Source organism: Megasphaera sp. AF13-6AC (genome assembly GCF_027685385.1).
In the GTDB taxonomy this organism is placed as follows: Bacteria; Bacillota; Negativicutes; order Veillonellales; family Megasphaeraceae; genus Megasphaera; species Megasphaera micronuciformis.
The window spans coordinates 1-21,064 of record NZ_JAQCUN010000006.1 but is presented as its reverse complement, the minus strand read 5'-3'; the positions used below and the strand labels follow the sequence as shown (position 1 = coordinate 21,064).

Sequence of the window (21,064 nt, the reverse complement as noted above, 5' to 3'; positions counted from 1 at the left end):
TCGATAGCTTCTACAGTTTCTGTAGTATCATAGTTTGCCGGAACTGTCTTAGCAAGGTAGATACATTTACGAATCGAAGCAATGCTGATGATGATAACGAAGACTGCCATGATTGCAGATACACTAAAGAGCAACCATTCACCCTTCGGTAAGTAGATTTCAAACATGTTCAGGAAGTCTGCGTAGAAGATAACAACCGTGAGGAATACCCAGGGGATAATTGTTACCCAGAGGTAGCGTGCCTTACCCATGCTGCAGATAACAACAGAAGATACGGCAAGGGTAATGATAGCCAGCAACTGGTTCGATACACCGAAGATAGGCCAAATGGTGGATAAGTTACCTTGAAGTACAATGTAGCCCCAAGCACCGGAGATGAGAGCGGATGCAATCAATGCACCGGGGAGCCAGTGGGGATCGGCAAACTTCGGAACTACGCGTCCAATGAGTTCTTGCAACATGTAACGACCGACACGCGTGCCGGCATCGAGGATTGTCATAATAAACAATGCTTCGAACATAATACAGAAATGATACCAGTAGTTCATGAGGTGATCAAGACCGGGAATACTGGAGAAGATAAATGCCATGCCGACTGCCAAGGAAACGGCACCGCCCGGACGATGAGCAACGTCTTCACCGACCATATGGCTGAGCTGAGGTAAATCTACTACAGGCATGTTGAGTGCCGCAAAGTGTTCAGCTGTCGAGTTGATAGCAAAATAGTCGTTAGGAATTAAGCTTGTTGCTGCGATTAAGGCCATCATGCCGACAAAACATTCCGTAAGCATAGCACCGTAGCCGACAGGCAAGATGGAACGTTCGTTCATGAGCATCTTCGGTGTCGTACCTGTGCTGATCATGCAGTGGAATCCGGAAATAGCACCGCAAGCGATGGTAATAAAGATGTAGGGAATAACAGGACCCGTAATAACAGGGCCGCCACCGGAAACAAACTGTGTTACAGCCGGCATTTGGATGGTCGGCATAACGATGATAATACCGAGAGCCAAAGCACCGATAGTACCGATTTTCATGTACGTGGACAAATAGTCACGCGGAGCCAACAACAACCAAACGGGCATTGCGGCAGCGATAAAGCCGTAGACAATGAGTGATACGCCAATGCCGTGAGCACTGATTGTAAAGAGCGGTGCCAAAGTGGGGCTGGCAGCTACAGACGGGCCGAGGACAACGGCGAGTAAGGTAAGGACGACACCGATAACCGTACCTTCACGGATTTTACCGGGACGTAAATAATGCATGTAAATACCGATAAATACAGCGATAGGAATCGTCATACCGATAGTAAACGTACCCCAAGGGCTGTCATGCAACGCGTTAACGATAACAACGGCCATACCTGCCATAGCCAGGATGTTAAGGAAGAGTACGGCGAGAGACGTTACCAAACCGATACTGCCGCCCATTTGGTGTTTAGCAATTTCGGCAATGGATTTACCGTCATAACGCATAGATGCAAAAAGAATAACCATGTCATGAACACTACCGGCTAAAACGCCGCCGATAAGAATCCACAATGCGCCGGGTAAGTACCCGAACTGAGCAGCAATGACAGGACCGACCAAAGGACCGGCACCGGCAATGGCTGCGAAGTGATGACCGAAAACAACGTATTTGTTTGTCGGTACGTAGTCATGACCGTCTTCAAAACGGAATGCAGGAGTTACTTTATATTGGTTTACTGCAAGCACTTTAGTTGCAATGAATGCACCGTAGAAACGGTATGCCAATACAAAGACTAATGCTGAAATAATGACTAGAAACAAGCCGTTCATATTAAGTGAACCTCCTTCTGAAAATACATATATATGTTACATTAACTATATATATCAGCTATATTATATACTACCGCCCTAAAAAGACAAGTGAAAGATAGTACAAAAGGCGGCCAAAAGAGGCAATGTCACATTAAATATACCATATATTGTATATAGTAATAAGAACAGGGGCGAAATTAACGATAGTGATTTGATATAATTATATATTCCCAATGCATACGTAAGTGGATTTGTGGGGATTTCGCATAAATGGTGTACAAAAAAGGTGTGGTTTGTGCTATAATACCCCCAACGGCCAGTCTATTATTACGGCCAGTTTATTATTATTGTATTGAAGGAGATTGTAATATGATAACGCAAGTAAACAGTACAAACTATAAAGAAGTTGTAGAAAACTCAAACGTTCCCGTGTTATTGGATTTCAGTGCTGAATGGTGCCCCCATTGCCAAGTTCTTTTGCCGGTCCTGAACGGCTTGTCCGAAAAATTAGCAGGCAAGGTGACATTTGTAACGATTGATACGGATGAAAGCCCCGAGTTGGCCCAAGCAAGAAGCATTGAATATATCCCGGCACTTTTCGTTTATAATCAGGGTAAATACAGCGACATGCTGATTGCTCCTAAAACGGAAGGCGAAGTAGAAGACTTTTTGAAGAAAAACGGCGCTTTATAGGACGATGGAAGTACAACATAAAAGAGGGTCTGCAGTTTAAAATTGCAGGCCCTCTTTGCTTGGGTGTATTTTAAAAGTTATCGCTTTTAAAATACCTTAGGGCTCCGAAAGAAAAGTGGGTTTAGAAGAAGACTGATTATGGTATAATATGCCGTAATACTAAGGAGGAGATGGGATGGAAAGGCTTATAGAAGAATTACGGGCTCGTATTGTCGCCCCGCAACGAAGCTTTGAAGTGCGGGTTCAAGATGAGTTGAAATACGGAGATATAAATAATCACGACTTAATCCGGACGGCATCGCGCCTGGCCGGAATTTTCGGCTCTGTAAAGCCACAACCTTTGCAAAAAGGATTGGTTATTTTTGCCGCCGACCATGCTGTAAACGGAGCGGAAAATAAGACGAAAGGGGCGGATAGCCATACAGAAGCAGAACGGATTGCAACCGCGAAGGATGAGTTGAACAAGGCGGCTTATAAGGCGGGAGTCGGGGTTCTTTTATTGGATATGGGGTTACAAAAACCCTTGACTGAATCTCCGGGTGTTCAGTCACTGCGAGTAGCGGCAGGGAGTCGTTATTTTGCACAAGGGACGGCGATGACGAGACAGGCGACGGAAGATGCCTTGATGATCGGTGTAGATATTGCACAACGTTTGGCAGATGAAGGCTATACGGCACTGGGCGTGGGGAATGTAGGCGAACGCTGGCCCTTGACGGCTTTGGCCGTAACAGCTGTATTTTTCCGAAACCGACTTGTGACGGAACCGGAATCAACGAAACAGCGTGAAGCGGCTGAGAGATTTTTATCTCTTATAGATGAAACCGGTGTCGTAGCAGATCGACCGATTCAACTGCTGGAGCGAATTGGATCTCCCGATTTGGCGGCTATGACCGGATTTATCCTTTCGGCAGCAGAACGAAAAATACCCGTTGTTTTGGACAATGCATTGACTGTTGCGGCCTTTTTAATAGGAGAGGCTATTTGTGAAGGTGTGCGTGATTATGTGTTTACATCCGTAGCCTATGATGAGCCTGTACAGGTTATGCAGTTTAAAGGAGCCGGATTACAGGCACCGCTTGCGGGCAAGGGACTGTGTGATCGAGGAATGGGGAGTGTAGCCGGTTTGTCGTACTTGGAAAGTGCCGTAACAATTTTGCATGAACAGGGCTGTAAGCAATAATAACAATCATTCGACAATCCTTGCGGATGACGGTATAAAGTGGCTGAGACGGCGGTATTACTGGACTTTGCCGCCGTTTTTTCATATAATAAATTAGATATGTATATTTAGGGAGGGCCTTATGGTGGATAGAGCGTTTTTTGATGAACTCATCGGTCATGAACAACTGAAAAAACGCTGGATTCACCTTATCGAGGAAGGTCGAGTACCACACGCTTCTATTTTTTCCGGCCCTGCAGGGACGGGTAAAACCGTGGCGGCAGTGGCCCTTGCGTCAGCTCTTGTAGGACGAAAAGTATTGCAACACATTGATTTTTCAGCACCTGACAGTATGATCCATGATGGGGAAGATGTATTTTATATAGGGCCTGAAAAATCTATGCTGAAAACCGCTCAGTTTCGGGATTTGCAGGAAATTATTTCTTTGCGGGGCAGTGCACAGGATATACGTGTTTTTATTATCGACCATGTAGAAACCATGAATGCCGAATTTGCCAATCGTATGTTGAAGACCCTGGAAGAGCCGGCAGAGGGTATCGTGTTTATTTTGATTACAGATAAACCCGCGGCCTTATTGCCTACAGTTGTGTCGCGTTGCGTCATGTTTAGGTTCGATTCGGTAGGAACGGATGAACTTACGGCAGCTTTGAAGACTCGCTATAAAGGGGATGAGGGACTTTGTGAAGAAGCGGCTTTCTACAGCGGCGGTAATGTTAAGGCGGCATTGGACTATTTGCATGCACGGTCATCTCTTGCGCCCGAGCGGGCATTTTATTTTTTGAAGACTGTTAAAGAAAGCCCCGTGCCTTTTGCCGAATGGTCTGCGTATTCGGTGTCATTTCATGAATCCGAGTCTGTAGAGGTCATGCAATTTATATTGCGTATTTTACGGGATCTCTTGTTGTTGAGAGTCGGTGTTTCCATAGAAAAAATACAGTTAAAACGCTATGCCACGGAGTTGTCGGCAATTGTATTACAATGGCCGGAGGATGAAATACAGCAGGGTATCAAGGCTGTAGAAGAGGGGCTTGAAGGCGTTTCCAGATATGTGAATATACATTTGATTTGGGATTATATTTGTCTCACATTTCTCCAAGGAAGGGGATTGTATTAGTTGATTGTAGTCGGTATTCGTTTTAAACCGGCCGGGAAGGTCTATTACTTTGACCCTGCCGGCATAGACCTGGATATACAAGACGGAGTTATAGTTGAAACCGCCAGGGGCACAGAGTTCGGTACGGTAGTTATAGAGCCGCGTGAAGTAGAAGAGTCGGAGGTTGTGCAACCTTTAAAACCCATCGTTCGGCGTGCTACTACCAAGGATTTGCAGCAGGCGTCGAAGAATAAGGAACGGGAAAAAAGGGCGTTCGGGATTTGTCTTGAAAAAATTGAGAAGCACAAGTTGCCTATGAAATTAATTGATGTGGATTATACTTTTGATATGGGCAAAATCATTTTTTTCTTTACGGCTGACGGCCGCATCGATTTTCGGGAGCTTGTGCGTGATTTGGCTTCCGTATTTCGTACTCGGATCGAGTTGCGACAAATCGGTTTGCGTGACGAGGCAAAGATGATCGGCGGTATGGGATACTGTGGTCGGCCGTTGTGCTGTGCCGCTTTCCTGGGAGATTTCAAACCGGTGTCCATTCGCATGGCCAAGAGCCAAGGTATGTCTTTAAACCCCACCAAGATTTCCGGTATTTGCGGTCGACTTATGTGTTGCCTACGGTATGAAAATTCGTTGTACACATCGGGAGAATTGCAATGTCAGTCCTGTCATAAGTGCGGTGAGCAGCAAAAGCCTCCGACAGTCGGTAAGAGAGTCATTACCGATGAAGGCTTGGGTACGGTCTTACGAGTTCATGTTAAGACCCATACTGTACGTGTTCAGCTTGAATCGGGACAGACTGTGAATGTAGCATGGAATGATGTGGCGGAACCGGAAAATGACGATTAAGCTGAAGGAAAACGAACGTCTTGATGACCTTGTTTTAGACGGCATGAAGCTGATTCAGAGAAATGATGAATTTTGTTTTTCTCTGGATACCGTGTTATTAGCCCATTTCGGAGATATCGTTAAAGGCGCCGCTCTTGATTTGGGAACCGGAACAGCGGCTATTCCGCTTATCCTGTCGGCTCGCGGAGCTACGGAGATTACGGCCATTGAGCTTAATCCCGTTATGGCGGATATTGCGGCACGCAATGTGGTGTTGAACGGAAAAGAGAGCTGTATTGTTGTTCGCAGAGGCGACTATCGCCGTATAGAGGAGCTTTTTCCGGCAGGTAGCTTCTCCGTAGTTTATGCCAATCCACCGTATCGTGAATTATTCCGCGGTGCCGCCAGTGATAAAATCGGGGTAAGGAGAGCCAGACATGAAGAAACGGCAACGCTGAATGATGTGATGAAGGCGGCAGCATATGCGTTGAAGTTTCACGGTCGATTTCGTATGGTACATACGGCAGAGCGTCTGGCGGAGATCCTGTCAGCCATGAAAGAAGCGGCTATAGAACCGAAGGTCCTACGGCTTGTTTACGGCCATGAGGATAAGGATGCCAAGTGTTTTTTGGTAGAGGGAGTTCGCGGCGGAAAGCCGGGTATGATTGTACAAAGCCCCTTGGTGGCACATAATCGAGATGGAACTTATACAAAAACCGTTTTGCACTTTTACGGAAAGGGTTAACCATTATGGCGGAAGTATTTCAAAAAGGAACTTTATATTTGTGTGCTACGCCTATCGGTAATTTGGAAGATATTACATACCGGACGGTGCGTTGTCTGAACGAGGCCGATGTAGTTGCAGCTGAAGATACACGTCATACGAAGCTTCTCTTTTCGGCTTATCATATAGAAACTCCCTTATTCAGTTATCACGAACACAATAAGGCGGACAAGGGTCCCGTATTGATTGAGCGATTAAAAAAGGGGGAGATGGTGGCCCTTGTCAGTGATGCAGGCATGCCCGGTATTTGCGACCCCGGGAGTGACTTGGTACGAGAAGCGTTGGCGGAAAATATTCCTGTAGTACCTTTGCCGGGGGCTAATGCGGGATTGACCGGTTTGATTGCGTCGGGTCTCGATACGACCTTGTTTACCTTTGTCGGCTTTTTGCCGAAGACGAAACGGCACCGCAGGCCGGTGTTGGAAGGGCTTAAAGGGTATGGCGGGACCTTGATTTTTTACGAGGCGCCGCATCGCATTGAAGGTGTTTTGGCTGAAATAGAGGAAGTCCTCGGCGACCGGCCTGCCGTCTTATGCCGTGAACTTACTAAAAAGTACGAAGAATATATTCGCGGATCCTTGAGTTGTGTGCGACAACGGTTACAGGGGCAAGGGTGTCGCGGTGAATTTGTTGTTCTAATCGGTGCCGATACGAAGGAAATGGGTGAACTTCGTGCCGACCTTGATTATGAAAGTGTACTTCGGCAACTTTTGGCCGAGGGTACAGATAAAAAGGATGCCATTCGGATTACTGCCGAGAGGTGTCGTGTTCCGAAACGAGTGGTGTATAAAGCGGCCTTACGTTTATAAGCGTACTATTGCCGTTTCGAACAGACTGTCGGCTCATTTGCCGTCAACAGGAGGGATTTATTCATGTCGAATAAAGAAAAGAAAACTTATTATATTACTACACCTATTTATTATCCCAGCGCAAAACTTCATATCGGCCATACGTATTGCACGACAATTGCCGATTCCTTGGCCAGATTTCATCGTTTGCGCGGTGACGATACTCTTTTTATAACCGGATCGGATGAGCACGGTCAAAAAATTCAACGGGCTGCCGAAGCACAGGGAATGAAGCCCATCGAGTATGTAGACGGCATTGTAGCCTTGTTTAAGGATTTGTGGAAGCGTCTGAATATATCTAATGATGTTTTTATCAGAACAACAGAGCCGCGCCATGAACGAGTGGTTCAAGACTTGATGCAACGTTCCTTCGATAACGGTGATATTTATAAGTCTGAATACGAAGGCTGGTATTGTACACCTGATGAAACCTTCTGGCCGGAAAATAAGTTGCCCGACGGTAAGCACGTCTGCCCCGATTGCGGCCGCCCGTTGGAATTGGTAAAAGAGGAAAGCTATTTCCTGCGCCTTAATAAATATGCCGACAGATGGCTTAAATTCATTGAAGAGAACCCTGATTTCATTCAGCCTGAATCGCGTCGCAACGAAATGATTGCTTTCGTTAAGAGCGGATTGGAAGATCTCAGTATTTCGCGTACATCCTTTGATTGGGGTATTAAGGTACCTTGGGATCCGAAGCATGTTGTTTATGTCTGGTTTGATGCTTTGGCTAATTACCTGACAGCGGCCGGGTATTTGGAAGACCCGGAAAACTTTGATAAATTTTGGCCGGCATCCTTGCATTTAGTGGGCAAAGAAATCGTGCGATTCCATACGATTATTTGGCCCATTATGCTCATGAGTTGCGGACTTCCTTTGCCGAAGAAAGTATTCGGGCACGGCTGGCTTATTGTAGACGGCACGAAGATGAGTAAATCATTGGGGAATGTTGTCGATCCCGTCCCCTTGATTGAACGGTACGGGGCGGATGCATTGCGCTACTATTTGCTGAAAGAAGTTCGGTTGGGACAGGACGGGAATTTCTCCTTGCCTACTTTTATTAATCGTATAAACGCTGACTTAGCCAATGATTTGGGTAACTTATTGCAACGTACCTTGGCTATGGTCGAAAAATATGAAGACGGAGTCGTTGCCGGTCCGACGGATAAAGAAGCGGTCGATGACGAATTGGCGGCGTTGGCGGTCGAAACGGTTCGCAAGTTCGAAGCCGAAATGGACGATATGAAAATTGATGACGCTTTAAATGATATTTGGGGTCTTATCAGACGAAGCAATAAGTATATTGATGAAACCGTGCCGTGGGTTTTGGCTAAAGATGCCGACTGCGTAGGACGATTGCGTACAGTTTTATACAACTTAATGGAATCGTTACGGATTATTTCCGTTCTTGTCAGTCCTGTTATTCCTGCCAGTGCGGAAAACATGTGGACGCAACTCGGCTTGAAGAATTTTAAAGAGGTTAAGCTTTCAGATGTGGCTGTATGGGGAGGCTACCCGGTAGGCACACATACAGCTAAAGGAGAAGCTCTTTTCCCGCGTTATGACTTGGCGGAAGAAGTGGCGGAAGCTCCCGTTGATGAAAAGGCGGCTGTCGATGTAGTACCTGCAGCCAAAGAACCGCTTAAGCCCGAAATCGATATCGATACATTCGGAAAAACGGATTTGCGCGTCGGTATTGTTTTGGCTTGTGAAAAGGTGCCTAAGACATCAAAATTGTTGAAGTTGCAAATTGATTTGGGCACAGAACAGCGGCAAATTGTCAGCGGCATTGCCAAGTATTACAAACCGGAAGATATGGTAGGTAAACATGTCATCGTCGTTACGAACTTAAAGCCGGCTACTCTTTGCGGAGTTGAATCTTACGGTATGCTATTGGCCGCTTCAGACGGCAACGATAATTTACAAATTATCTTTGCCGACTCCATGGCGGCAGGAAGTCGAGTACGCTAATGCTCTTTGATACACATTGCCACATTAACGATGAAGCCTATAAAGATGATCGTGCGGAAATGATGGCACGGGCATTTGAAGCCGGGGTAGGTTGTATGGTTTGCCCCGGCACGGGCGTGGACACATCGGCTTCGGCGATTGAATTAGCCCGCGTTTATGATGAGGTTTACGCAGCTGTAGGATATCATCCTGAAGAGGCTGCGGCTGCGACGGACGAAGGGTTTGCGCAGATGAGGTCATGGCTTTGTCAGGAACCCAAGGTGGTGGCTATCGGCGAGGTCGGCTTGGATTACCATTGGCCCGAACCGTCTCGACAGATACAACAGAATGTTTTCATTGAACAGGTCAAGATGGCAGCGGAACTGGATATTCCTTTAATTATTCATGACCGGGAGGCACACGGTGATACGGTAGATATTTTACGTAAGTACGGAAAGGGTTGTCGCGGTGTTTTTCACTGCTATTCCGGTAGCTATGAAATGGCTAAAGAATTGATAAACATGGGTTTCTATCTCGGTTTCGGCGGTACGACGGTATTTCCTAAATCGTTAAAATTAAAGGATATTGTTGCACGCCTGCCGGAAGACCGAATTCTGATAGAAACGGATTGTCCGTATTTGACGCCGCCGCCGTATCGGGGTAAACGTAATGAACCGGCTTATGTCCGTTTTGTAGCTGATGAAATTGCCGTGTTGAGGGGAACGGACAGTGCACATATCCGAAAGATGACGTGGGAGAACGGGAAGCGGCTTTTCGGACTTTTGTAGAGGGAAGGTATGAAAAAGAAAGATGTAAAAATTACAATCATCGATTCCCTCGGCCACAAAGGGTGTCATAGAGGGCATCGTGTAGGGGATACGTTCAGCTATGATAAGGACCGGGGACGTATTTGTCCTATGGCCATGCATGTCGCCTTTCCGTATATAGATATTTTGAGGTACGGAGGAGCCATACCGGATCAACCGGAAGGAACAGCTGTATTTTGTTGTCCCGATGTGGACGTTATTCACGTGTTTAAATTAGAACTTGAATCGAATAAATAATAAATTGACGGCGGAGGCTGAGTTCCTCCGCCGTATTATATTTGTAAAACACAATACGTAAAAATGTAATAAATACTTGCAAAAAAGTAATAGTAGGGCGTAAAATGAACGTACAGAGACGTGAGACATAAAGCGAAAATCTTTGGTAAAAGAAGGCGGTTTTATGTTGGATTTCAGGATGTACACGTTTTTGAGCGTCTGTCGTCACATGAACTTTACGCATGCGGCGTCAGAGCTCCATCTTACCCAACCGGCGGTGACGCAACAGATTCACTGGCTTGAACGCTACTACCGAACTAAACTTTTTTCGTATAACGGGAAAAAGTTGCGCCTTACCGGTGCGGGAAGATTACTCCGTATGGCGGCAAAAAACGTATATCATGACGATACGGTTGTGAAGCGGCAGATTGAGCAATTCCGAACGCATAGTCGCAGTTTGTTGCTCGGCGTGACGCCGACTGTTTCGGAGCATGATATAGGGGGTAAGCTTATCGAGTTTTTGCACCGATCCGGGAAAAAAGGAATTTCAGTTCGTATAGATACGACGGAAGAACTGACAAAGGCCCTGGAAGTGGGTTTTCTGGATTTTGCCGTTGTCGACGGGCCGGTGGAGGGGGACGGAATCGACAGCATGGCTTTCCATACGGAAAGACTGATTTTATGTTGCGGTAAAAGTTATGATATAGATAAAAGTATCGACTTGGAAGAGTTAAAAAGACATAAGCTCTTACTTTGCGGCAGTCACCTGGGGTCGCGACGGTTATTTGAGCAGTGCCTGGAGGAGCAACGGCTTACGTTGGAATCGTCTTTTAGGTATATTGATTTAGGGACCGATGAGATTGTAAAGCGATTTGCTTACGGAAACTGCGGAGTTGCCGTTGTTTATGAAGGAGTCGTCCATGAGGACTTGCGGGCCCGGCGGTTACGACGCATCCGGGTTGTGGGGATTACCGGTAAGGATTCATTCTCTTTGGTTTGGAAGGAGTCGCGTATGAGTCGAGAAGAAATTATGCGTATATATCAGGGGTATTCGGACTGCGTATGTTGATGAAGTTTGTAAAACAGGAAAACCGCTGTACGGGGGAAATCCGTATAGCGGTTTCTTTATGTGTAAGTCTAGTCAGAGTTTTTGTAAAACTCTTTGAAGAATTCAACCCACATGCGAGTGGGATGAGAGAGAAAGCCCTTGCTTTTCCAAACCATGGCCAAGGTCCACGTAATTTGGGGATCTATAAGGGGAACGGTTACCAGACGAGTCGGGTCCAGTCTTTTACAGATTGATTCGGGCAGCAAGGCAATACCCATTTGAGTATGTACCATTTCGCCCATAAAGTCCCAGTGACTGGTTTGCCCGACAATGTTCGGACGCGCCGATATTTTTTGATAAAATGAACGAACATAAGAATAAAGAGAGAAGCTTTCAGGATAGTAAATCAGCGGTTCGTCTTTAATTTCCTGTAAGGTAATTCCCTTTTTCTTAGCCAGCGGATGATCGGGCCAGAGTACGACACGTAAATATTCCTGATCGAAAATAAAGAAGTCGTAGGGAGTATCCGCATTAATCGGCAAGGCTACGAAGCCCGCCTGAATGAGGCCGTTATCAATAGAGGAAATAACATCGTGTGAGCCGACTTCAGCCAGTTCCACCTTGATGTCCGGGAATTTTTCGGAAAAATGGTGGATAAACGGAGAAATAAAAGTAGAGCCGATCATAGGCGGTACCCCGATGGAAACAGTTCCGGAATTGAATTGGTGAGGTGATCCCAGCTCGTCGCTGATTTGTGCCAACTGCTCGATTACCGATTCCACTTTGGGAAGGAGATAGGCGCCGATTTCCGTTAACTCCACGTGCTTTCCCGTTCGGTTAAACAGCTGTACTTGCCAGTAGTTTTCCAGGGCCTTGATGCCTTTACTGATAGAAGGCTGGCTGATGTGGAGAGAATGAGATGCTTTGGTAAAGCTTTTTTTGTGAGCTACTTCAATAAAGTAGGTTAATTGGAACAAATCCATGGACGAATGCCTCGTTTCTAAAATGTTACATTTATACCTAATTTCTTAAAATATTATGCTTATACATAGTACCATATTTCATAAGAGAATAGAACAAGAAAATGGCTTTGTCTATATTTATTTTGAACAAAATTGTATAATGTTATAACCGACGGGAAAGGGGGAAGTTTTGTGGTCAGACGATGGATTATGCACGTCGATATGGATGCTTTCTATGCGTCCGTAGAACAACGGGATAATCCCGAACTTCGCGGTCGTCCCGTCATTGTAGGCGGTACAAGTGATCGCGGTGTTGTTGCCACGGCTTCCTATGAAGCACGAGCTTACGGTGTTCATTCCGCACTGGGCACAAAGAAGGCCAGACAATTATGTCCCGACGGGATCTTTTTGCCTCCGCGGATTGCCTATTACCGTACTATTTCCCGTCAAATCAGGAAGATATTCGAAGGGTATTCACCGTATATAGAGCCGCTTTCTTTAGATGAAGCATTTTTAGATATATCGGGGTTGTATGGATATTATAAGGATGTTTTGGAAGTCGGGCGGGCTGTAAAGAAGGACATTAAAGAACAGACCGGTCTTGTTGCATCGGCCGGTATCGGACCGAATAAATTTCTGGCTAAGCTTGCATCCGATTTGGACAAACCCGACGGATTGGTCTGTATTCCTTATGGAAAAGAAGAGGAATTGTTAGCACCTTTACCTATTCGTAAGATTTGGGGTGTCGGCAAGGTAACAGAAAATCGCCTTTTGGCTGCCGGGTACGATACAATAGGCAGTATTGCGGCTGCCTCTCCCGATAAGTTGCGCCCTCTTGTAGGTAATCAGGCTGAGCGGCTTTATGAATTGGCTCACGGAAGAGATTACAGACGAGTTGAAACGGCTCAGCAGGTGAAATCGATAGGTAATGAACAAACATATGAAAATGACTTGGTCTTACAGGAAGATGTGGATCGGCAGTTACGTCTCTTGGCTGAAGAAGTAGCACATCGCTTGCGTAAACACGGGTTGATGGGGCGTACAATAACTTTGAAAATACGGTATAATGATTTTACGACAGAGACGAGGTCGGAGTCGTCTGAATCTATAGGTCTTTATACAGAAGAACAGCTTTATTTTTCCGCACGAAAGTTATATGCTAAGAAGATAAGAAAGGGTTCTGTACGGTTACTGGGGATTACGGTCAGTAAATTGCAGACCGCCATTATCCAGGACTCTCTCTTTGCGAAAGACCCGACAACCCAAAAACGGTTAGCTGATGAAAAGGTAACGACGGCTATCGATAAATTACAGGAACGATTCGGAAAACGTGCTGTTATGAAAGGTTTTTTGTGGGAAGCGGAAAGTAGTGTCAAAGAAGTGAAAGAAAAGGAGTAATGATATATGGCAATGTTTAAAGTGGCGGCACATACCGGTGCCGATAACCAGGGCTGGATCGGGTATGATGAAGAAACGAAGGAAATAACGGTCTGTCTTCAAGATGAGGCTTTAAAAAAAGCGGCTTATGAATATTTATCTACGCCGAAAGTACTGAAACGGTTCACCGGGCTTACAGAATTTGAAGAAATATCAGGCATGCCGAATGATAGTTTAGATATGTTCAAACTTGCATTGGGTAAAATTTGGGAGGCGACAACCGTATATATTGACTGGAGTCGTCCGGTTGAGTAGAACTTATACACAGGTTATGCACATTGTTGAGAAAATTATGTGCATAACTTTTTTTGTGCCTAAAACAAGCTGTTTTTAGGCCGTGTACATTGGTAACACTTTAAATAAAATGTGGATAAATCTAAAATGATAAGGATATGAAATAAAAATATCATCATATAAATAGCATAAATAAGCCGTTTTATTTCACTTCCTTTTATTTGAGGTAATGTGTATAAATTTCTTTGCAATGGGGATGGTTGGTGTGAATGCGCAGTAATAACTGAAAAGAAAATCAACCTTTGCGCTTAAAACTAAGATGTAAACAGGCACGGATCCCCGTATTATCCACAGAAAGGGCAGATAGATCATACTGTGAATCGAACATGTATTTTATTGACAAGTAAGGGCGATTCCTGTATGATTTCAATCAAATAAAATAATCATCCAGAGCAGCCGAGGGACTGGCCCGTTGAAGCTGCGGCAACCTTCCGACAGGAAAGGTGCCAACTCCAGCGTTACTTGAGGGTGACGACAGATGATATGGCCTGTAATGAATGCGTCATCTGTCAAGATGACGTTTTTTATATGCCGTTGGAAGGAAGGAGTCGGAGGACATGAATGACAGCCGTATTAAGCATAAATCGGTTACAGTCAAAGACGTGCTGATTTTGGGGTTTGCTTTTTTTGCTACATATTTTGGCGCGGGGAATCTTATTTTTCCGCCACAACTGGGGTTTGTCAGCGGGTCCTCTTACGGGCCGGCATTGGCAGGACTGACGTTGTCGGGAATTTTATTACCTATTTTTGCCCTTCTTATTATTTCCCGATATGGTGATGTACGCCGTATTACGGAGAGGGTCGGCCCTTATACCTATAATATTTTGCTTACCTTATTGATGATTGTTTGTATTTTCGTATCTATTCCCCGGACGTGTGCTACGGCTATTCAGTTAGGAATACAGGGAAACTTTTCTAATATTCCTTTTATTCCCGGAGTCGTTCTTTATTTCTTACTTTCTTATTGGATTACGTCGGATGAAACGAGTGTACTTGATAAGGTAGGCAAATTCTTGACTCCTTTGTTAGCCTTGATTCTAATGGTTATCGGAGTGTTAGGAGTAGTAGCCCCCATTGGAACTCCCGCAGAGCCGACCGTAACCAACTCCTTTACCAATGCTTTTTTGGGCGGTTATAATACGGGAGATGTTTTGGTCAGTTTTATTATGGCGTCTTTGTTTATACAGTCCGTTGAGAACAAAGGGTATGTTGAAAGTCGGGAACGTAATCGCATGATGTTTTATTGCGGTGCCGTATCGGTTATTTTGTTATTTATTATTTACGGCAGCCTCTTGTTTATGGGGGCTTGTGTAAGTGCCGATGTATCGGCGGATACGGGCCGTGCAGAGCTTTTAGTTTTGGTTATTAAGCGTGTCGGCGGGGCTGTTATGTTGCCCATGGGTGTAGCCGTTATCCTTGCGTGTTTAACGACTGCTGTCGGACAGATTGCGGCTGTTGCCGATTTCTTCCGTACGGCGTCAAATAATCGTGTGAGCTATAAGGCCGTTGCTATTACGACCTGTATACTTTCGGCATTGACGGCTCTTCTCGGCGTGGACGGTATTGTCGAATATATCGGTTGGATTTTCGGTGTCAGTTATCCGCCGGTTTTGGCACTTATGGTATTGGGAACGTTCGCCTCTTTTATTTCTTATAATGAAGCTTATAAAGGAGCTATTTATGCTGTTACAGCCTATGCACTTGTAGAAGCGTTACCCGGACTTAGTGGTCTGGAAGCAGCAAAATCCATCGTTTCCGCCATGCCTTTGTCGGCAGTCGGATTTGGTTGGGTTACTCCGTTTGTAGTCGGTCTTATTGTCGGAAGTGTTGTAGGTCATATGAGACGACAGAATGTATAAATGCATGCATAAAAAAGAAGGTTTCTCTTATGTTGAACTGCACCCCAAAAATTGGACACAATTTTTGGAGGTGCAGTTTTTTATGTCAAAATATTCAAAAGAAGTAAAAGAAAAGGCTATTTATCTTTCTGAAAAAGGATGGAATTCTTTTAGCATTGCTAAAGAACTTGGGATTCCAGAAAGTACTGTAAATGGGTGGTTACTTAAATTTAAGATTAATCATAATATAAATAGAAAAATGGTTAAACGGGTATTTTCAGCAGACTTCAAACGTAAAGTTATTGAAACCAGATGGAAAAATAAGTTATCCTTTAAGGAAGTAGCAGAACATTTTAATTTAGATAATCCTAGCCTAATCGCATCATGGCAAAAAAGATACTTAGATGAAGGAATCTCAGGATTACAACCTAAACCTAAAGGTAGACTATCTATGAAACCGAAAAAACTAATACCACCCACAAAAGATCAAAGTATTAAATCAGACAAAGAACGGATAAAAGAACTAGAAGCTGAAATCGCTCGGTTGAAGTATGAAATGTCTTTTTACGATGACTTTATGAAAGAAATGCGTGAAATTGCTAAACCCAATAGAGCTGTAAAAAAAAAGCACAAACAATTGCCATCGAAAGATTAAGAAAAATATATCCCCTTCAGTTTATGCTCGAGTACTTTGGCATTAGTCGTAGTACATATTATGCACGCTTAGCTAGCATAAAAAAGGGAGACAAATATGCAGAGGAACGAGAAGCTATTCGCACACTTGTGGCGATGAATAAAGGACGTTATGGGTATCGCCGAATTACAATAGCATTGCATAAATTAGGCATTCATATAAATCATAAAGTCGTAATGCGTATTATGAAGGAGGAAAACTTAACATGTAAAGTTCGCCTAAAGAAATACCGCTCATATAGAGGTAGTGAAGGAAAAATCGCTCCCAATATGATTAAGCGAAACTTTACCGCAACAAAGCCTGATCAAAAATGGACCACAGACATTACTGAATTCCACTTGTTTGGGCGTAAAGTCTATTTATCACCAATCTTAGATATGTATAATGGTGAAATTGTATCTTATGAAATATCAGAACGACCTGTATTAACACAGGTGTTATCTATGCTGGATAAAGCCTTTAAGAATAGACCCAATAGCAAAGGCTGCATCTTACATTCAGATCAAGGATGGCAGTACCAGCATAGTACTTATCAAGAAATATTAAAAAATCACGCTATTATTCAAAGTATGTCCCGTAAAGGAAATTGTTTGGATAATAGCGTGATGGAAAACTTCTTTGGCTTGTTGAAGTCAGAGTTATTATATTTAGAAAAGTTTGCTTCCTATGAAGATTTTATCAGCAAATTAAAGGATTATATTCATTATTACAATACAAAACGCATTAAGCTCAAATTAAAAGGAATGAGTCCGGTAGAATACCGAACTCATTCCCAAAAAGTAGCTTAATTATATCTGTCCAAGAAAATGGGTGCAGATCATGTAAAGAGAAACCTTCTTTTTAGTTTCTAATTATTCGTTGTAGCCGCGAGGTATTCAGCCGTATCGGACAAGTAATTAACCGCGTACGATTCAATATCACCCTTATCCACATGGGCGGCAAATTGCGGATCAATAGGCAACTTGGCTACGTGAGGAATTTCGTACTTTTTAGCGGCTTCGTCTACATGGCTCTTGCCGAAGATTGAATGTCTCTTATGACAGTCGGGACATTCAAAATAGCTCATGTTTTCTACGATACCGAGTACGGGGACCTTCATGAGATCCGACATGCGCAAAGCTTTTTCGACAATCATGGAAACCAGCTCCTGCGGTGATGTAACAACAATGATTCCGTCGATAGGCAAGGATTGGAAGACTGTTAAGGGTACATCACCGGTTCCGGGAGGCATGTCGACAAACATGTAATCAATATCTCCCCACAAGACATCCGTCCAAAACTGTTTAACCGCTCCACCGATAACGGGGCCTCGCCAAACAACCGGATCGGCAGCATTGTCGAGAAGTACATTCATGGACATAACCTTAATACCCGTTGAAGTTGTTACAGGAATAATGCCGCTTTCATCCCCTGAAGCACGTTCATTCAAACCGAAGGCCTGGGGGATAGAAGGGCCTGTAATATCAGCATCAAGAATCGCAGTTTTATACCCGTGTTTTTGCATTTGCACGGCTAAGAGAGAGGTTACTAAAGATTTGCCTACACCACCCTTGCCGCTGACAACAGCGATGACGTGTTTTACGTGCGTTCCTTCGTGCGGTTCTGCCAAAAGGCTTTGAGGAGCCTTCCGATCGGAACAGTTGCTGGCACAGCCGGAGCAACTGCTTTTTGTACAATTTTCGCTCATTTATATCAATCTCCTTTAGGTATATTACGGGAACTTTGCAGCCTTAGCGGCTACGTATTGCTAAGGGGGGAAATAATAGTATCCCTCTTATGAGCAGCCCTTATTCATTGAAGGATAACTTATGCAAACTTTCGACGGACAGATGTATAAAACCCGTGTTGTAGTCTTGCACCATACGGCATGGCTCATTCTTCTTGTGTCGAGATGGGGTAACATCCGTGAGAGAAGCGTCATGATAACCATGCGGTCGGGATATAAAAGCTATTCTATCGTTCTCATTATAGGAAGGCGAATAACATATGTCAATTATTCGGTATTTTCGTATAAACTGTTTTTAAGAACGATTTTTCGTCATCATAATATGGAGAACTTCCTTGTCGGCAACTTGCATACCCTTAGTCGCGAAAGCCCCTATATTTCGTATTGATTCGTCGGCGGTGTTGCTGACAAGGCCTTCGGCTCCACCGACACGAATTCCTTTACGAGCCAGAAAAACGGCTCTATAGGCAGCGTCGACAGCCGTGGCGATTTTCAAGGAGCAACCGTCTCCGGCACCGTCACAAACCATACCGATGTGTTCACCGGTCATATTGGAGATGACGGCTTCCAGCATTTCGTATGAACCGTCGAAGAGAAGGGTCATACCGGCTGCAGATCCCATGGCAGCCGTTGCTGTTGCACAAAGACCGGAAAGTTTAGGGTAAAAAGCGTGAATATAAATCGCCGTAATATGTGAGAGTGCTAAGGCACGTATGTGGTCTTCACGGGATGACTTGAGATAGCGAGCTGTCACATTAACCGGGACGGTTGCTGTAATGCCCTGGTCGCCAGAGCCGGCATTCGTCATTGCCGGAAACGGAGCTCCACCCATACGGGCATCGGAAGCAGCTGTAGTTTCCATAATCAGGCGATCGTGGAAGTTTTCGGGTATCATTCCGTTTTGCAAATCATCAAGCATGGATTTGCCCAGAGAGAGACCGTAATGATGGCGTAGACCTTCAGCTGACAAGGCATCATTAACGCGACCGGCTTCGGCCATGAACTCAATATCGGCTAAGGGAACGGTTTTTGCGAATTCATATAAAAGTTTTAGATTTAGTGTTTCCATAAAAGGCAGATCGGGGTTGGTAGGAGATGCTGATTCGTCATCTTTATGGAAAATAACCTTTTCATCCGTTTCAATGCGGACAATGTTTGTATGTCGCCCTTGGATAATGACGCGAACCCAGTGTGCATCCGCGGTAAGACAGACTTCGACATAAAGCGGCAGACCGGTGTCGGCTACTTGGACGGAAACTCTTTTTTTAGCAATTAATTCCTTTGCTTTTTCCACATCGGCGTCCGTCAGCCTACGAAGAACATCCAGACCACCCTCGGGATCGCCGCCCGTAACGCCTACAGCTACGGCAATATCCATGCCGGGAAGTCCCGTGCCGGGCACCTTGACGGCCATGCCGTTTTTCATGAGATTGGGTGATACGAAAGCGGCTATTTCGGTCGGTTCCTTTGCTTTTTCCACATCGGCGTCCGTCAGCCTACGAAGAACATCCAGACCACCCTCGGGATCGCCGCCCGTAACGCCTACAGCTACGGCAATATCCATGCCGGGAAGTCCCGTGCCGGGCACCTTGACGGCCATGCCGTTTTTCATGAGATTGGGTGATACGAAAGCGGCTATTTCGGTCGGTTCCTTTGCTTTTTCCACATCGGCGTCCGTCAGCCTACGAAGAACATCCAGACCACCCTCGGGATCGCCGCCCGTAACGCCTACAGCTACGGCAATATCCATGCCGGGAAGTCCCGTGCCGGGCACCTTGACGGCCATGCCGTTTTTCATGAGATTGGGTGATACGAAAGCGGCTATTTCGGTCGGTTCCGACTCTAAGTATTTGCGAGCCGTAGCCGCAGCGTAGGCTAAAGCAATAGGCTCTGTACAGCCTGTGGCATAGACGACCTCTTTTTTCAAAACTTCAATGATACGTGCGTATAAAGTGTTTTCAGACATAGGTAAGTCCCCTTTTTTTTGAATAGTTACCAGACAGCTACGTCCCCGTCCGTACGAGGATCCGTAGCACCGGCAAGTATGCCGTCTTTGTTCCGCCAAATAATCTGGCCTCGGCCGAATACGGCTATATCAGAGTTTACAGTAACGCAATGTCCCTTTTCTCGTAAGGCGGCAATGAGGCGGGGATCAAAGTCGGGCTCAACTTCTATGTTCTTGTCGCCTGTCCATTGCCAACGAGGCTTGTTCAAAGCCGCTTGCGGATCCAGGTGCTCGTCTACCGTATCAATAACTAACTGCAGTTGTCCTTGCGGTTGCATAAAGGCACCCATGATGCCGAAGGGACCGATGGGTATACCGTCTTTACTTAAGAAGGAAGGAATAATCGTATGGTATGATTTTTTACGCGGTCCTATGGCATTAGGAGACGTCGAGTCGGCACTGAAATTTCGTCCTCGATTGTTAAGAGCTATGCCCGTTTCGGGAATGACAATGCCCGAACCGAAGCCGTCATAGTTACTTTGGATGAGGGATACGGAGTTCCCGTCTTTATCGGCCGTGCAGGCATATACCGTACCGCCGTCGCTTACGTCGGCACAGTCCGGCAAATGAGCTGTAGCGGAAATGCGTCGTTGTCGATTCAGTCTGCTTTCTTCAGAGAGAAAGTCGTTTGTTGATATTTTCATGTAGGTCGGATCGGCAATTGTTTTCTTACCGTCCGTTAGAGATGCTTTTAAAGCCTCTATTTGTATGTGAAGTTTTTCAACAGGGTCGGTAGTAGGCGGCGTGAGATTATTTAATATATCCAGTGCGGCACTTACAACAATACCTTGACCGTTAGGCGGCAATTCCCAAATGTCGTAATCTTTATATGCCATTTTTACGGG

20 protein-coding genes and 1 riboswitch are annotated in these 21,064 nt (G+C 45.1%); of the genes, 15 read left to right on the top strand and 5 right to left on the bottom strand.

The features are described from left to right. Positions 1 to 1,799: carbon starvation CstA family protein (locus PGX78_RS00910; RefSeq protein ID WP_270444888.1), on the bottom strand; the 1,799-nt coding region annotated here is incomplete at its 3' end. Between the two features lie 351 nt (positions 1,800 to 2,150). Between PGX78_RS00910 and PGX78_RS00905 the strand changes: the two genes are divergently transcribed. The 10 genes from PGX78_RS00905 to PGX78_RS00860 all read left to right on the top strand — a co-directional run bounded on the left by PGX78_RS00905 (position 2,151) and on the right by PGX78_RS00860 (position 11,284). Beyond that, the gene (locus PGX78_RS00905) at positions 2,151 to 2,474 is read left to right on the top strand and encodes a thioredoxin family protein (protein WP_270444886.1); all 324 of its coding nucleotides are present in this window, start codon (positions 2,151 to 2,153) and stop codon (positions 2,472 to 2,474) included. Between the two features lie 175 nt (positions 2,475 to 2,649). Continuing rightward, positions 2,650 to 3,654 (top strand): nicotinate-nucleotide--dimethylbenzimidazole phosphoribosyltransferase, encoded by a 1,005-nt coding sequence (locus PGX78_RS00900; RefSeq protein ID WP_270444883.1) that lies wholly within the window; start codon positions 2,650 to 2,652, stop codon positions 3,652 to 3,654. A 121-nt stretch (positions 3,655 to 3,775) separates the two neighbouring features. Further along, a complete protein-coding gene (locus tag PGX78_RS00895; RefSeq protein WP_270444881.1) occupies positions 3,776 to 4,768 on the top strand; it encodes an AAA family ATPase in 993 nt (330 codons plus the stop codon). Beyond that, positions 4,769 to 5,611, top strand: coding sequence for a PSP1 domain-containing protein (locus tag PGX78_RS00890; RefSeq protein ID WP_270444878.1), 843 nt, complete (start codon positions 4,769 to 4,771; stop codon positions 5,609 to 5,611). After that, entirely contained in the window at positions 5,601 to 6,335 is a 735-nt protein-coding gene (locus PGX78_RS00885) for a tRNA1(Val) (adenine(37)-N6)-methyltransferase (protein WP_270444876.1), read from the top strand. The genes PGX78_RS00890 and PGX78_RS00885 overlap by 11 nt, the downstream gene beginning before the upstream one ends. Before the next feature lie 5 nt (positions 6,336 to 6,340). Continuing rightward, on the top strand, positions 6,341 to 7,183 hold the full coding sequence (gene rsmI, locus PGX78_RS00880; RefSeq protein ID WP_270444874.1) for a 16S rRNA (cytidine(1402)-2'-O)-methyltransferase: 843 nt from the start codon (positions 6,341 to 6,343) through the stop codon (positions 7,181 to 7,183). 63 nt (positions 7,184 to 7,246) lie between these two features. Next, complete coding sequence (gene metG, locus PGX78_RS00875) at positions 7,247 to 9,193, top strand: methionine--tRNA ligase (RefSeq protein ID WP_270444870.1); 1,947 nt, start codon at positions 7,247 to 7,249, stop codon at positions 9,191 to 9,193. Next, positions 9,193 to 9,960, top strand: coding sequence for a TatD family hydrolase (locus PGX78_RS00870; RefSeq protein ID WP_270444868.1), 768 nt, complete (start codon positions 9,193 to 9,195; stop codon positions 9,958 to 9,960). Before metG ends, PGX78_RS00870 begins: the two co-directional genes overlap by 1 nt. A 9-nt stretch (positions 9,961 to 9,969) precedes the next feature. Then, on the top strand, positions 9,970 to 10,236 hold the full coding sequence (locus tag PGX78_RS00865) for a TIGR04076 family protein (protein ID WP_270444864.1): 267 nt from the start codon (positions 9,970 to 9,972) through the stop codon (positions 10,234 to 10,236). A gap of 190 nt (positions 10,237 to 10,426) precedes the next feature. After that, positions 10,427 to 11,284 (top strand): LysR family transcriptional regulator, encoded by an 858-nt coding sequence (locus tag PGX78_RS00860; protein ID WP_333523804.1) that lies wholly within the window; start codon positions 10,427 to 10,429, stop codon positions 11,282 to 11,284. Between the two features lie 68 nt (positions 11,285 to 11,352). On the opposite strand, the gene PGX78_RS00855 is transcribed toward PGX78_RS00860, so the two are convergent. Further along, positions 11,353 to 12,246, bottom strand: coding sequence for a LysR substrate-binding domain-containing protein (locus tag PGX78_RS00855; RefSeq protein WP_270444860.1), 894 nt, complete (start codon positions 12,244 to 12,246; stop codon positions 11,353 to 11,355). A 171-nt stretch (positions 12,247 to 12,417) separates the two neighbouring features. Between PGX78_RS00855 and PGX78_RS00850 the strand changes: the two genes are divergently transcribed. The 5 genes from PGX78_RS00850 to PGX78_RS00830 all read left to right on the top strand — a co-directional run bounded on the left by PGX78_RS00850 (position 12,418) and on the right by PGX78_RS00830 (position 17,276). Then, entirely contained in the window at positions 12,418 to 13,623 is a 1,206-nt protein-coding gene (locus PGX78_RS00850; protein ID WP_270444858.1) for a DNA polymerase IV, read from the top strand. 6 nt (positions 13,624 to 13,629) lie between these two features. Then, the gene (locus tag PGX78_RS00845) at positions 13,630 to 13,917 is read left to right on the top strand and encodes a hypothetical protein (RefSeq protein WP_270444856.1); all 288 of its coding nucleotides are present in this window, start codon (positions 13,630 to 13,632) and stop codon (positions 13,915 to 13,917) included. Between the two features lie 419 nt (positions 13,918 to 14,336). Beyond that, a riboswitch (SAM riboswitch) is annotated at positions 14,337 to 14,441 on the top strand. A 72-nt stretch (positions 14,442 to 14,513) separates the two neighbouring features. After that, positions 14,514 to 15,815, top strand: coding sequence for a branched-chain amino acid transport system II carrier protein (locus tag PGX78_RS00840; RefSeq protein ID WP_270444853.1), 1,302 nt, complete (start codon positions 14,514 to 14,516; stop codon positions 15,813 to 15,815). Between the two features lie 4 nt (positions 15,816 to 15,819). Then, positions 15,820 to 16,449 (top strand): helix-turn-helix domain-containing protein, encoded by a 630-nt coding sequence (locus PGX78_RS00835; protein WP_270444851.1) that lies wholly within the window; start codon positions 15,820 to 15,822, stop codon positions 16,447 to 16,449. Positions 16,450 to 16,472: 23 nt separating this feature from the next. Then, a complete protein-coding gene (locus tag PGX78_RS00830; protein WP_270444849.1) occupies positions 16,473 to 17,276 on the top strand; it encodes an IS3 family transposase in 804 nt (267 codons plus the stop codon). Between the two features lie 59 nt (positions 17,277 to 17,335). Here the strand turns inward: PGX78_RS00830 and PGX78_RS00825 are convergent, their stop codons facing one another. The 3 genes from PGX78_RS00825 to PGX78_RS00815 all read right to left on the bottom strand — a co-directional run. Then, entirely contained in the window at positions 17,336 to 18,175 is an 840-nt protein-coding gene (locus PGX78_RS00825; protein ID WP_270444844.1) for an Mrp/NBP35 family ATP-binding protein, read from the bottom strand. 334 nt (positions 18,176 to 18,509) lie between these two features. Beyond that, entirely contained in the window at positions 18,510 to 20,180 is a 1,671-nt protein-coding gene (locus PGX78_RS00820) for an L-cysteine desulfidase family protein (protein ID WP_270444842.1), read from the bottom strand. Between the two features lie 26 nt (positions 20,181 to 20,206). After that, a partial coding sequence (locus PGX78_RS00815; protein WP_270444840.1) for a gamma-glutamyltransferase occupies positions 20,207 to 21,064 on the bottom strand: 858 nt, incomplete at its 5' end.

Excerpts from the sequence above, each read along its gene's own strand:
- PGX78_RS00900 (WP_270444883.1), top strand. The coding sequence starts at position 2,650 with ATGGAAAGGCTTATAGAAGAATTACGGGCTCGTATTGTCGCCCCGCAA.
- PGX78_RS00895 (WP_270444881.1), top strand. The coding sequence starts at position 3,776 with ATGGTGGATAGAGCGTTTTTTGATGAACTCATCGGTCATGAACAACTG.
- PGX78_RS00905 (WP_270444886.1), top strand. The coding sequence starts at position 2,151 with ATGATAACGCAAGTAAACAGTACAAACTATAAAGAAGTTGTAGAAAAC.
- PGX78_RS00840 (WP_270444853.1), top strand. The coding sequence starts at position 14,514 with ATGAATGACAGCCGTATTAAGCATAAATCGGTTACAGTCAAAGACGTG.
- PGX78_RS00870 (WP_270444868.1), top strand. The coding sequence starts at position 9,193 with ATGCTCTTTGATACACATTGCCACATTAACGATGAAGCCTATAAAGAT.
- PGX78_RS00885 (WP_270444876.1), top strand. The coding sequence starts at position 5,601 with ATGACGATTAAGCTGAAGGAAAACGAACGTCTTGATGACCTTGTTTTA.
- PGX78_RS00845 (WP_270444856.1), top strand. The coding sequence starts at position 13,630 with ATGGCAATGTTTAAAGTGGCGGCACATACCGGTGCCGATAACCAGGGC.
- PGX78_RS00855 (WP_270444860.1), bottom strand. The coding sequence starts at position 12,246 with ATGGATTTGTTCCAATTAACCTACTTTATTGAAGTAGCTCACAAAAAA.
- PGX78_RS00835 (WP_270444851.1), top strand. The coding sequence starts at position 15,820 with ATGCATAAAAAAGAAGGTTTCTCTTATGTTGAACTGCACCCCAAAAAT.
- rsmI (WP_270444874.1), top strand. The coding sequence starts at position 6,341 with ATGGCGGAAGTATTTCAAAAAGGAACTTTATATTTGTGTGCTACGCCT.
- PGX78_RS00820 (WP_270444842.1), bottom strand. The coding sequence starts at position 20,180 with ATGTCTGAAAACACTTTATACGCACGTATCATTGAAGTTTTGAAAAAA.
- PGX78_RS00825 (WP_270444844.1), bottom strand. The coding sequence starts at position 18,175 with ATGAGCGAAAATTGTACAAAAAGCAGTTGCTCCGGCTGTGCCAGCAAC.
- metG (WP_270444870.1), top strand. The coding sequence starts at position 7,247 with ATGTCGAATAAAGAAAAGAAAACTTATTATATTACTACACCTATTTAT.
- PGX78_RS00830 (WP_270444849.1), top strand. The coding sequence starts at position 16,473 with ATGCTCGAGTACTTTGGCATTAGTCGTAGTACATATTATGCACGCTTA.
- PGX78_RS00865 (WP_270444864.1), top strand. The coding sequence starts at position 9,970 with ATGAAAAAGAAAGATGTAAAAATTACAATCATCGATTCCCTCGGCCAC.